Source organism: Pseudomonas sp. NFACC41-3 (assembly GCF_900109505.1).
Taxonomy (GTDB): Bacteria; Pseudomonadota; Gammaproteobacteria; order Pseudomonadales; family Pseudomonadaceae; genus Aquipseudomonas; species Aquipseudomonas chlororaphis.
Map to the genome: position 1 here is coordinate 628251 of NZ_FOAE01000004.1, position 12873 is coordinate 641123.

A 12873-nucleotide genomic window follows, 5' to 3' on the forward strand; every position below is an offset into this window, starting at 1 on the left:
TCGTCATGCGTCATTCTCTGGTTTTATCCGCCCTGTTGGGCACGGGTCTGTTGACCGCAACCTCCGCCAGCCTGGCGGCCGGCAACAGCCTGGTGTTCTGCTCCGAAGGCAGCCCGGCCGGTTTCGACACCGCGCAATACACCACCGCCACCGACAACGACGCGGCAGAGCCGCTGTACAACCGCCTGGCGGAGTTCGAAAAAGGCGCAACCAATGTGGTGCCGGGCCTGGCCACCCGCTGGGATATTTCCGCGGACGGCCTGCAGTACACCTTCCATCTGCGCGAAGGGGTGAAGTTCCATACCACGCCGTACTTCAAGCCGACGCGTGATTTCAACGCCGACGACGTGGTCTTCACCTTCACCCGTATGCTCGACCCCGAGCATCCTTTCCGTAAGGCCTATCCGACCGAGTTTCCCTACTTCAACGGGATGAGCCTGAACAAGAACATCGCCAAGGTCGAGAAGACCGGGCCGCTGACCGTGGTGATGACCCTCAACTCGGTGGACGCCGCGTTCATCCAGAACATCGCCATGAGCTTCGCCGCGATTCTCTCGGCCGAATACGCCGACCAGTTGCTCAAGGCCGGCAAGCCCAGCGAGATCAACCAGAAGCCGGTCGGCACCGGGCCGTTCGTGTTCAAGAGCTACCAGAAAGACTCGAACATTCGCTACACCGCCAACAAGCAGTACTGGGACCCGAGCCGGGTCAAGCTCGACCAGCTGATTTTCGCCATCAACACCGATGCCTCGGTGCGCGTGCAGAAGCTCAAGGCCGGCGAATGCCAGGTCACCCTGCACCCGCGGCCGGCCGATGTCGAAGCGCTGAAAAAAGACCCGAAACTGCAACTGATCGAAAAGCCTGGCTTCAACCTCGGCTACATCGCCTACAACGTTCGCCACAAGCCCTTCGACCAGCTCGAAGTGCGCCAGGCGCTGGACATGGCGGTGAACAAGCAGGGCATCCTCAACGCCGTGTACCAGGGCGCCGGCCAGCTGGCGGTCAACGCCATGCCGCCGACCCAGTGGTCCTACGACAGCAGCATCAAGGACGCCGCCTACAACCCGCAAAAGGCCCGTGAGCTGCTCAAGGCCGCCGGGGTCAAGGAAGGCACGGAAATCACCCTCTGGGCCATGCCCGTGCAACGTCCCTACAACCCCAACGCCAAGCTGATGGCCGAAATGCTCCAGTCCGACTGGGGCAAGATCGGCCTGAAAGTGAAGATCGTCAGCTACGAATGGGGCGAGTACATCAAGCGCACCAAGAACGGCGAGCACGACATCAGCCTGATCGGCTGGACCGGCGACAACGGTGACCCGGACAACTGGCTCGGCACCCTGTACAGCTGCGACGCCATTGGCGGCAACAACTACTCCATGTGGTGCGACCCGCAGTACGACAAGCTGATCAAGCAGGCCAAGATCGTCACCGATCGCGAACAGCGCACGGCGCTCTACCAACAGGCCCAGCAGTTGCTCAAGCAGCAGGTACCGATCACCCCGGTCGCCCACTCGACGGTCAACCAGCCGTTAAGCGCCAAAGTCGAAGGATTCAAGGTCAGCCCCTTCGGCCGCAACGTGTTCTCGGGCGTCAGCATCGACCAATAAATGATTAGCCAGGCCGCTGGGGGCGATATTCGCCCCCACGCAAATCTGTTGCCTGAATTCGGTGATCCCACCTCATGCAAACGTTTGCGATGCCTGAATGAGTTGTAAAGCAAAAGCCGGTCAACCCAAAAAGACCGGCATAAAAATAAAGAAAGCAAAGGAGCTTCATCCATGAAACCGAGCAACACCGCGTTACTGGCCCTGGCCATCAGCAGCATCACGGCCATGGCCCATGCGGAAAGCGTGAGTCAGGAATTCATTCCGACCGAACTGAACGGCACCAGCGCCCAGGCGGAGGCCAAGGGCTTCGTCGAAGGCCAGAGCCTGTCGGGCACGACCCGCAACTGGTACGCCAACGAGCTGAAGCGTCGTGACGACCGCTTCTCCTACAACCACAACGGCCAGCCGACTTCGACCCCACGCCGGATCAACTGGGTCCAGGGCACCATCCTCAACTACAGCTCGGGCTTCACCGAAGGTACTGTCGGGGTCAGCACCGAGGTGGCCGCCTACAACGCCATCGCGCTGGATCGTGACCGCAAGGACATCGCCGGCAAGAACAACCGTACCCTGACCCACTCCGACGGCGACGCTGTCGGCCAGTGGAGCAAACTGGGCCTGGCCAACGTCAAGTTCCGCGTCTCCAACACCACCCTGACCGCCGGTCGCCAGAACTTCAGCACGCCGATCGTCGACGTCATCGGCAACCGTGCCCTGCCTTCGAGTTTCGAAGGTGTGAGCCTGCACAGCGAAGAGTTCAACAACCTGTCGTTCGATCTGGCCGGCTTCGACCGCGTTTCGCCGCGTACCGAACAGAGCCTGTCGAAATTCCGTACCGAGTACTCCGCCACCGGCGTGGAAACCGATAAGGTCTACACCGCAGGTGTGAACTACCAGCCGTTCAAGAGCCTGAAGACCAGCCTGTATGGCGCCAAGGTCGAAGACTTCTGGAACCAGTACTACTTCGGCGCCACCCACGAACTGGGTGACAGCCAGGTACTGAGCCTGACCACCGGCCTGAACTACTACAAGACCGTCGACGAAGGCAAAAAGTTGATGGGCGAGATCGACAACGACACCTACTCGCTGTCGCTCGGCCTGGCTCACCAGGCCCACAGCCTGACCTTCTCCTACCAGGAAGTGAACGGTAACGAGTACTTCGACTACCTGCACGAAACCAACGGTATCTACCTGGCCAACTCCCTGCTTTCGGACTTCAACAGCCCGAACGAGAAATCCTTCCAGATCGCCTACGGCCTCAACATGGCCGAATACGGCGTACCAGGCCTGAAGTTCAACATCTACCAGGCACGTGGCTGGGGCATCGACGGTACCCACTACCGTGGCACCGCCTACACCGACCCAGGCGCCAAGCGCGGCGACCTGAGCCTGATGGATGGCGAAACCCACTACGAATACGGCATTGGCGCGTCTTATGCAGTCCAGAGTGGTCCGCTCAAGGCCACCGCCATTCGTGCGACCTACACCACGCACCGGGCCAGCGAACACCAGGCCGACGGCAACATCAACGAGTTCCGTCTGGTCACCACCATCCCGTTCAAGATTCTCTAAAAACACATCGGCTGGTTGGCGAATTCATGACGAATTCGCCATTCCAGCTACTCTGGTTCAACCGATTGCAGAGGGTTCTAGATGAAAATGCTATCCCTGAGAGCGGCCATCGCTGCCGCACTGCTGAGCGTCGCCGCAGGCGTCTCGGCCAAGCCCTTGGTGGTCTGTACCGAAGCCAGCCCGGAAGGCTTCGATATGGTCCAGTACACGACTGCAGTCACTGCCGACGCGGTGGCGGAAACCATCTTCAACCGCCTGGTGGACTTCAAGCCCGGCACCACGGACATCGAGCCGGCCCTGGCCGAGTCCTGGGAGATCAGCCCGGACGGCCTGACCTACACCTTCCACCTGCGCAAAGGCGTCAAGTTCCACAGCACCGATTACTTCAAGCCGACCCGCGAGATGAACGCCGACGACGTGCTCTGGAGTTTCCAGCGTCAGCTGGACCCGAAACACCCGTGGCATGACAAGTCCAGCGTGGGCTTCCCCTATTTCGAGAGCATGGGCTTCAAGGAACTGCTCAAAAGCGTCGAGAAAACCGACGACCACACCGTGGTCTTCACCCTGACCCGGCGCGAAGCACCGTTCCTGGCCGACGTGGCCATGGCCTTCGCCTCGATCTTCCCGGCCGAATACGCCGACCAGCTGCTCAAGGCCGGCAAGCCCGGCGACCTCAACAGCAAGCCGATCGGCACCGGCCCGTTCATCTTCCAGCGCTACGCCAAGGACGCCCAGGTGCGGTTCAAGGCCAACCCGGACTACTTCCGTGGCAAGCCGCCGGCCGACGCACTGATCCTGGCGATCACCACCGATAACAATGTGCGCCTGCAGAAGCTCAAGGCCAATGAGTGCCAGGTCGCCCTGTATCCAAAACCCGACGACATCCCGAGCATCAAGGCCGACACCAACCTGAAGGTCGACGACCTGGCCGCCATGACCGTGGGCTACGTGGCCCTGAACACCACCAAGAAGTACATGAGCGACCCGCGTGTCCGTCAGGCCATCAACATCGCCTTCGACAAGGAAGCCTACGTCAACAGCCTGTACGGCAAGGGCAACGCGGTGGTCGGCACCGGCCCCTACCCGCCGACCCTGCTGGGCTTCAACACCAGCCTGGGCAACCCGGCCCGCGACCTGGACAAGGCCCGCGCCCTGATCAAGGAAGCCGGCGTGCCGGAAGGCACGGTCTTCACCCTGTTCACCCGCAACGGCGGTGGCCCGACCAACCCCAACCCGCTGCTCGGCGCGCAGATGATGCAGTCCGACCTGGCGAAGATCGGCCTCAAGATCGACATCCGCGTCATGGAATGGGGCGAGATGCTCAAGCGCGCCAAGAACGGCGAGCACGACATGGTTTCCGCCGGCTGGGCGGGGGATAACGGGGACCCGGACAACTTCCTGACCCCCAACCTCAGTTGCGAGGCCGCCAAAAACGGCGAAAACTACGCTCGCTGGTGCAATAAAGCGTTCCAGAGCCTGATCGATCAGGCCCGCGCCGAGTCCGAGCCGGCCAAACGGACCGCACTCTATGAACAGGCCCAGGACATTTTCGACAAGGAACAACCCTGGATCCCCATGGCCTATCCGAAAATGTTCACGGCAATGCGCAAGAACGTCGAGGGCTACCACCAGAGCCCCCTGACCACCAACAACTTCGCTACCACCCAGGTGAAGTAGATAAGAAACGCCCGGCATCCCTGACCCCAGGGGTGCCGGACACGCCTAACCGGCTGATGAGGTACACCACAAGATGTTTAGTTTTATTGCCCGCCGTGTGGGGTTGTTGATTCCCACATTCTTCGGCATCACCTTGCTGACGTTCGCATTGATTCGCATGATTCCCGGCGATCCCGTGGAAGTCATGATGGGCGAGCGCCGGGTCGACCCTGAGATGCATGCCCAGGCAATGGAACGCCTTGGTCTGAACAAACCGCTGTATGCCCAGTACCTGGACTACATCGGCAAACTCGCCCAGGGCGACCTGGGTGAATCCCTGCGTACTCGCGAGAGTGTGTGGAGCGAGTTCACCTCCCTGTTCCCGGCAACCCTGGAACTGGCCTCGGCCGCGATGCTGTTCGCTGCCGTGATCGGCCTGCTGGCCGGGGTGATCGCCGCGCTGAAACGAGGATCCCTGTTCGACCACGGGGTGATGGGCATCTCCCTTGCCGGCTATTCGATGCCGATCTTCTGGTGGGGCCTGATCCTGATCATGTTCTTCTCCGTAAGCCTGGGCTGGACCCCGGTTTCCGGGCGGCTCGACCTGCTCTACGACATCGAGCCGAAAACCGGCTTCATGCTTATCGACACCCTGCTGGCCGATGACACCGGCGCCTTCTTCGACGCCCTGCACCACCTGATCCTGCCGGCCATCGTGCTCGGCACCATTCCGCTGGCGGTGATCGCGCGGATGACCCGTTCCTCGATGCTCGAAGTGCTGCGCGAAGACTACATCCGCACCGCCAAGGCCAAGGGCCTGTCGCCCGCCCGCGTGGTGTTCGTGCACGGCCTGCGCAACGCGCTGATCCCGGTGCTGACCGTGGTCGGCCTGCAAGTCGGCACCCTGCTGGCCGGCGCGGTCCTGACCGAAACCATCTTCTCCTGGCCCGGCATCGGCAAATGGCTGATCGAAGCCATCGGCGCCCGGGACTACCCCGTGGTGCAGAACGGCATCCTGTTGATCGCCTGCCTGGTGATCCTGGTCAACTTCGTGGTGGACATCCTCTACGGCTTTGCCAACCCACGCATTCGCCACCAGCGCTGAGGACAATACTCATGAGCACTCCAACCTCCTCAGTAGCCGTATCCGCCGTGGCCGTGGATCAAAGCCTGCTGTACCCGTCGCCGTACAAGGAATTCTGGCAGGCCTTCTCGCGCAACAAGGGCGCGGTGGCCGGCCTGTTGTTCATGCTGCTGGTAATCTTCTGCGCGATCTTCGCGCCCTGGGTCGCCCCGCATAACCCGAGCGAGCAATACCGTGACTTCCTGCTGACCCCGCCGGTCTGGCTCGAAGGCGGCCAATGGCAGTTCATTCTCGGCACCGACGAACTGGGCCGCGACCTGCTGTCGCGCTTGATCACCGGTTCGCGCCTGTCGCTGCTGATCGGCCTGTCGTCGGTGGTCATGTCGCTGATCCCAGGCATCCTCCTGGGCCTGTTCGCCGGCTTCTTCCCACGCCTGCTCGGCCCGACCATCATGCGTCTGATGGACATCATGCTGGCCCTGCCGTCCCTGCTGCTGGCCGTGGCGATCGTCGCCATCCTCGGCCCAGGCCTGATCAACACCGTGATCGCCATCGCCGTGGTGTCCCTGCCGTCCTACGTGCGCCTGACCCGCGCCGCGGTGATGGGCGAGCTCAACCGCGACTACGTGACCGCCGCGCGCCTGGCCGGTGCCGGCCTGCCGCGCCTGATGTTCATCACCGTGCTGCCCAACTGCATGGCGCCGCTGATCGTCCAGGCGACCCTGAGCTTCTCCTCGGCGATTCTCGATGCCGCGGCCCTGGGCTTCCTCGGCCTTGGCGTCCAGCCGCCCACCCCTGAGTGGGGCACCATGCTGGCCTCGGCCCGCGACTACATCGAACGCGCCTGGTGGGTGGTGAGCCTGCCCGGCCTGACCATTTTGCTCAGCGTGCTGGCAATCAACCTGATGGGCGACGGCCTGCGCGATGCGCTGGACCCGAAACTCAAGAACGCCGCCTGAGGAGATTCCCATGTCACTGCTAGAAATCAAGAATCTCAACGTGCGCTTCGGCGACGCCCAGGCCGTTCCCGTGGTGGATGGCCTGGACCTGAACGTGGACAAGGGCGAAGTCCTGGCCATCGTCGGCGAATCCGGCTCCGGCAAGTCCGTGACCATGATGGCCCTGATGGGGCTGATCGAGCATCCCGGCATCGTCACCGCCGACGCCCTCAGCTTCGACGGCAAGGACATGCTCAAGCTCAGCGCCCGGCAACGCCGGCAGATCGTCGGCAAGGATCTGGCCATGGTGTTCCAGGACCCAATGACCGCGCTGAACCCGAGCTACACCGTGGGCTTCCAGATCGAGGAAGTGCTGCGCCTGCACCTGAAGATGTCCGGCAAGGCGGCCCGCAAGCGCGCCATCGAACTGCTGGAAAAAGTCGAGATCCCGGGCGCCGCCAGCCGCATGGACGCCTACCCGCACCAACTGTCCGGCGGCATGAGCCAGCGCGTGGCGATTGCCATGGCGATTGCCGGCGAGCCGAAACTGCTGATCGCCGACGAACCGACCACCGCCCTGGACGTGACCATCCAGGCGCAGATCATGGAGCTGCTGCTCAACCTGCAACGCGAGCAGAACATGGGCCTGGTGCTGATCACCCACGACCTGGCCGTGGTCGCCGAGACCGCCCAGCGCGTGTGCGTGATGTACGCCGGGCAAGCGGTGGAAGTGGGCCAGGTGCCGGAGTTGTTCGACATCCCCGCCCATCCCTATACCGAAGCGCTGCTGGCAGCGATTCCCGAGCACAGCATGGGCGCCGCGCGCCTGTCGACGTTGCCGGGCATCGTTCCCGGGCGCTACGACCGTCCGCAAGGCTGCCTGCTCTCGCCGCGCTGCCCGTACGTGCAGGAAAACTGCCGCCAGCAGCGTCCAGGCCTCGATCCGAAAGCCGCCAGCCTCGCCCGCTGCTTCTACCCGCTGAATCAGGAGGTGGCGTAATGGCCGTCGTTCTTACCGCCCGCAACCTGACCCGCCACTACGAAGTGTCCCGCGGCCTGTTCAAGGGCCATGCGACCGTGCGCGCCCTCAACGGCGTGTCGTTCGAGCTGGAAGCCGGCAAGACCCTCGCCGTGGTCGGCGAGTCCGGCTGCGGCAAATCCACCCTGGCCCGGGCCCTGACCCTGATCGAAGAACCGTCCTCCGGCTCCTTGAAAATCGCCGGCCAGGAAGTCGCCGGCGCCGACAAGGCCCAGCGCAAGCAACTGCGCAAAGACGTGCAGATGGTGTTCCAGAGCCCCTACGCCTCGCTCAACCCACGGCAGAAGATCGGCGATCAACTGGCCGAGCCGCTGCTGATCAACACCCAGCTGTCGGCCAGCGAGCGACGGGAAAAGGTCCAGGCGATGATGAAGCAGGTGGGCCTGCGCCCCGAGCATTATCAGCGCTACCCGCACATGTTCTCCGGCGGCCAGCGCCAGCGTATCGCCCTGGCGCGGGCGATGATGCTGCAACCGAAAGTGCTGGTGGCGGACGAACCGACCTCGGCCCTCGACGTGTCGATCCAGGCCCAGGTGCTGAACCTGTTCATGGACCTGCAGCAGGAGTTCAACACCGCCTATGTGTTCATCTCCCACAACCTGGCGGTGGTCCGTCACGTCGCCGACCACGTGATGGTGATGTACCTCGGCCGGCCGGTGGAAATGGGCCCGAAAGAGGACATCTACACCCGTCCGCTGCACCCCTACACCCAGGCGTTGTTGTCGGCCACGCCGACCATTCACCCGGACCCGGACAAGCCGAAGATCAAGATCGTCGGCGAATTGCCCAACCCGCTGAACCCGCCATCCGGCTGTGCGTTCCACAAGCGCTGCCCATACGCCACCGAGCGTTGCAGCAGCGAAGAGCCGGCCCTGCGCCTGCTCGACACCCGCCAAGTGGCCTGCCACTACGCCGAACAGTTCCTCGGCTGAGCCGGCAAAAAAAAACGCCGCGGTGACCCGCGGCGCCTCACTCGTGTTGACCAAACCCCTTCTGCCGGATTGCGCATCAGTCCGACAGAAGGGGTTTCTTTTTTCCGCCGGCCTGGCTCAGCCCTGGCTAGCCTCGTCGTCGCTGTCGGGATCCGGCTCGTCGGTGGTCGAATCGTCATCGCCCTCGCTACCACCCTGTCCCTGATCGCCCGGCTCGGATTCCGACTTGGCGATCATCTGCACCCCGCTCTGCAAATGCCCCGGCCCCCAGAAACCCGGCACTCGCGCCGCCTGGTCGCCGGCCCAGGCCGCGGACATGCCCAGCGACAACAGCACCAGCACCTTGAGCAACAGCACAACTCGTTGGAAAACATTCATGTTGATTCCATCCCTTTATGTAGGTGAATCAATGGGCCCACAGGCCCTGACCTGCAAGGCGCGGCTTCGTATGAAACCTAGCCCCCTGAAACCTAGCCCCGAAGCCGGCGCTTTTCCAGATAGCAAGCTAGCTATCCGCCTACTGGATAGACGGCTTTCGACTAGGCCTTAAAACCTGCGGTTATGCCCCGCGTCCGTAGAAACTGCCGGTCGAGGCTCGATTGCTCGCGATGGGCTGCACAGCAGCCCCAAAACCTGCCACCGCCGCTCCGCCGGGGAAAATTCATTGCCCGAACGGACATCATCGCGGGCAAGCCTCGCTCCTACGGGGAATAGCGCAAGCCAGGGCCTGCGCGCAGAGCCCCCTGTACGCAGGCATATCAGATTCATCTTATTCATCGAGATGCCCGGAATCGATAGCATTCCTTCCCCCCGACTGAAACTTATCCACAACACCATCGAACCCTATCGTCGGGCAGAACATGCAGCGCAGTGGATGACGCGAATCTGCTTCTCAACGAGAGGCAGGGAAAGCCCTCCTCCGCTCACTTTCGCTCCCAGACAGGTCCCCCATGCTCTTCAAGAAAATGCTGTCGACATTGATTCTGGTTACCACGCTAGCCGGAACCCATTCGGCTTTTGCCGCATGTAGCTGGTGGAATCGGCCGCCAGCAAAGATCACGATCCCTTCCCTGGCAGGCACCACTAGCTTGTCCCCGGCACCGATCGGCCAGGCCATGGCATCGCAGAAAATCAGTTTTTACTCTGGCAATGCCGAGATCGTGTACTGTGCAACCGGCGATAAATGGGGCATGAACCTGAATGTCTCTGGCCTGGAATCTGCCGGGTTGCCCAATGTGTACAAGACCACTGTTGAAGGCGTCGGAATCAGAATCGGCTTTGATAAACCACTCACTGGGAACTGGAGAGGCGTCGAATACCCCCCGTTTGAGTATCAAACCTATCCGAATTGGTTATATCCCTTTCCTGAACAAGTGACCATTGACTATATCCGCACCGGCACCGCGGTGGGCAAGGGGCCGATCTCATTCAATTTCAGCGCCCAATTCCAGGCAACCGGTTTAACCCCGATCAATATTGTCGGTACGAACCTGACGACCGAAGTGGCCAATAACATCTACTTCAGCGCCTGCGAAGCACAAGTCAAGAGCCTCATCGTCCCCATGGGGAAAGTCGCCTCCGCCAATATCCGCAACGGCAACACCCAGGCACAGAACTTCAATTTGAACGTGTATTGCAAGGGCCTGCGCCCCACCCAGCCGGCACCGGTCAAAATCTATTTCCAAGGCGCCACCACCAGCGATGGCCTGCTCAAACTCAACGATGCCGGGCAAAGCCATGTCGCCAGCGGCACGGCCATCGAACTCACCAACGGCAAGGGCACCCGGCTTCCCTTCACCCCGAGCAAGGCCCTCAACCTCGACTGGCAGCACAGCCAACCCGACGCCGAGGTCTACCATTTTGCTGGCCAGGCCCGTTACGTCCCGAGCGGTGGCGAGGTGAAAGCCGGTAAAGCCGATGCAGTGGTCAGTTATGTGCTGGTGTACAACTGAGCCTGATCCTGCCCTTTACAGCGCATAAAAAAGCCCCGCTGTCTGGCAGCGGGGCTTTTTTGGTTGGGGCGTCGCTCAGACCTTAGTGATGCTCGCGGGTCGCGCGGAATTTCACATCGGGCCAGCGCTCCTCCATCAGCGCCAGGTTGACCCGGGTCGGGGCCAGGTAGGTCAGGTGACCGCCACCGTCCAGTGCCAGGTTTTCCACGGCCTTGTTGGAGAATTCCTCGAGTTTCTTCTTGTCGCTGCAATCGATCCAGCGCGCGGACCACACGGTGATCGGCTCGTAGGAGCACTCGACCTTGTATTCCTCTTTCAGGCGGCTGGCGACCACATCGAACTGCAGCACACCGACGGCGCCGAGGATGATGTCGTTGCTGCGCTCGGGGAAGAACACCTGGGTCGCACCTTCTTCGGCCAGCTGTTGCAGGCCCTGGCGCAGTTGCTTGGACTTCAGCGGGTCCTTCAGGCGCACGCGGCGGAACAGCTCCGGGGCGAAGTGCGGGATACCGGTGAAGCCCAGGGCCTCGCCTTCGGTGAAGGTGTCGCCGATCTGGATGGTGCCGTGGTTGTGCAAGCCGATGATGTCGCCGGCGTAGGCTTCTTCGAGCTGTTCACGCTCGGAGGAGAAGAAGGTCAGCGCATCGCCGATGCGCACGGCCTTGCCGGTGCGCACGTGGCGCATTTTCATGCCTTTCTCGTACTTGCCCGAGCAGATGCGCATGAAGGCGATCCGGTCGCGGTGTTTCGGGTCCATGTTCGCCTGGATCTTGAACACGAAGCCTGTGAATTTCTCTTCCTGCGGCTCCACGGTGCGCTCGTTGGCCACGCGCGCCAGCGGCAGCGGTGCCCAGTCGACAACCGCGTCGAGCACGTGGTCGACCCCGAAGTTGCCCAGGGCGGTACCGAAAAACACCGGGGTCAGCTGGCCGTCCATGAACGCCTGCTGGTCGAACTCATGGCAGGCGCCCTGCACCAACTCCAACTGCTCGATGAAGCGCTCGTACTCATCGCCCAGGTGGGCGCGGGCTTCATCGGAATCGAGCTTCTCGATGATCTTGGTTTCGGTGCGCTCGTGACCGTGGCCGGGGGTGTAGACGATGATGTAGTCGCCCGCCAGGTGGTACACACCCTTGAAGTCGCGGTAGCAACCGATCGGCCAGGTGATGGGCGCCGCCTTGATCTTCAGGACCGCTTCGATTTCGTCGAGCAGTTCGATCGGGTCGCGGATGTCACGGTCGAGTTTGTTGATGAAGCTGACGATCGGCGTGTCGCGCAGACGGCAGACGTCCATCAGGGCAATGGTCCGTGGCTCTACGCCCTTACCGCCGTCGAGCACCATCAGCGCCGAGTCCACCGCGGTCAGGGTGCGGTAGGTGTCTTCCGAGAAGTCTTCGTGGCCCGGGGTGTCGAGCAGGTTGATCATGTGTTCGCGATAAGGGAACTGCATGACCGACGTGGTAATGGAAATACCGCGCTGCTTCTCCATCTCCATCCAGTCGGAAGTGGCGTGGCGGTCGGACTTGCGGGACTTCACCGTACCGGCAACGGCAATCGCCTTGCCCATCAGCAAGAGCTTCTCGGTGATGGTGGTTTTACCCGCATCCGGGTGGGAAATAATGGCGAAAGTGCGGCGTTTCGCGACTTCGGCGGCCTGTTTGGTCATGGGAAATCGCCTGGCAGGTGATTCAAAAAAAGGGCGGCGAGTATAGCGCAAAGCAAGCTCCACGGACCACCGTTCGGCCCGGGGCCGCTGGAATTCCAGCCTGTAGCCGCTGCCGAGCTGCGCGAGGCTGCGATCGACTGCGCAGCAGTCGCAAAACCAGGAAACGCGGTGTTTCAGTCCCATCCCGTACTCCGTGTTTGCGAGCGCTGCGCGCTCGATCGCAGCCTCGCTGCGCTCGGCAGCGGCTACAGATGCCAGGTATCAGAGATATCGGAGTTATGGGATTGAGGGTGGCCAAACGCTGCCAAATATGGAACCTTTTAAAAGGTGGAGGCGTCCACTCCCCTGTTACAAGCTTTCGTCAGGGGTAGAAAAATCAGCAAGTTAGCCTGACGAGGCTATGCGTATGGCTCGATCCCGCGCTGTT

Annotated in this window: 10 protein-coding genes; 8 read left to right on the forward strand and 2 right to left on the reverse strand. The window is 61.9% G+C overall.

The features are described from left to right. Positions 1 to 5 precede the first annotated feature (5 nt). The 7 genes from BMY68_RS21030 (at position 6) to BMY68_RS21060 (ending at position 8828) form a co-directional block, all read left to right on the forward strand. Positions 6 to 1607, forward strand: coding sequence for an ABC transporter substrate-binding protein (locus BMY68_RS21030; RefSeq protein WP_085529827.1), 1602 nt, complete (start codon positions 6 to 8; stop codon positions 1605 to 1607). Positions 1608 to 1778: 171 nt separating this feature from the next. Continuing rightward, positions 1779 to 3179 carry an OprD family porin gene (locus BMY68_RS21035; RefSeq protein WP_085529826.1) on the forward strand — a complete coding sequence of 467 codons (1401 nt, stop codon included), beginning with the start codon at positions 1779 to 1781 and terminating at the stop codon, positions 3177 to 3179. A gap of 81 nt (positions 3180 to 3260) precedes the next feature. After that, positions 3261 to 4856 (forward strand): ABC transporter substrate-binding protein, encoded by a 1596-nt coding sequence (locus tag BMY68_RS21040; protein ID WP_085529825.1) that lies wholly within the window; start codon positions 3261 to 3263, stop codon positions 4854 to 4856. A gap of 73 nt (positions 4857 to 4929) precedes the next feature. Further along, the gene (locus BMY68_RS21045) at positions 4930 to 5940 is read left to right on the forward strand and encodes an ABC transporter permease subunit (protein WP_007927028.1); all 1011 of its coding nucleotides are present in this window, start codon (positions 4930 to 4932) and stop codon (positions 5938 to 5940) included. An 11-nt stretch (positions 5941 to 5951) separates the two neighbouring features. Next, positions 5952 to 6878, forward strand: coding sequence for an ABC transporter permease subunit (locus tag BMY68_RS21050; protein WP_007927027.1), 927 nt, complete (start codon positions 5952 to 5954; stop codon positions 6876 to 6878). Positions 6879 to 6888: 10 nt separating this feature from the next. Beyond that, entirely contained in the window at positions 6889 to 7857 is a 969-nt protein-coding gene (locus BMY68_RS21055; RefSeq protein WP_009042158.1) for an ABC transporter ATP-binding protein, read from the forward strand. Next, positions 7857 to 8828, forward strand: a complete 972-nt coding sequence (locus tag BMY68_RS21060) for a peptide ABC transporter ATP-binding protein (RefSeq protein ID WP_009042157.1) — start codon at positions 7857 to 7859, stop codon at positions 8826 to 8828. The genes BMY68_RS21055 and BMY68_RS21060 overlap by 1 nt, the downstream gene beginning before the upstream one ends. 117 nt (positions 8829 to 8945) lie before the next feature. Here the strand turns inward: BMY68_RS21060 and BMY68_RS21065 are convergent, their stop codons facing one another. After that, a complete protein-coding gene (locus BMY68_RS21065; RefSeq protein WP_009042156.1) occupies positions 8946 to 9206 on the reverse strand; it encodes a hypothetical protein in 261 nt (86 codons plus the stop codon). Positions 9207 to 9778: 572 nt separating this feature from the next. On the opposite strand from BMY68_RS21065, the gene BMY68_RS29920 reads away from it, so the two are divergent. Next, positions 9779 to 10780: a fimbrial protein gene (locus BMY68_RS29920; protein ID WP_175534857.1), complete on the forward strand. Its 1002-nt coding sequence runs from the start codon at positions 9779 to 9781 to the stop codon at positions 10778 to 10780. Between the two features lie 82 nt (positions 10781 to 10862). Here BMY68_RS29920 and BMY68_RS21080 read toward each other — a convergent pair whose 3' ends face one another. After that, complete coding sequence (locus BMY68_RS21080; protein WP_085529823.1) at positions 10863 to 12446, reverse strand: peptide chain release factor 3; 1584 nt, start codon at positions 12444 to 12446, stop codon at positions 10863 to 10865. Between the last annotated feature and the right edge of the window lie 427 nt (positions 12447 to 12873).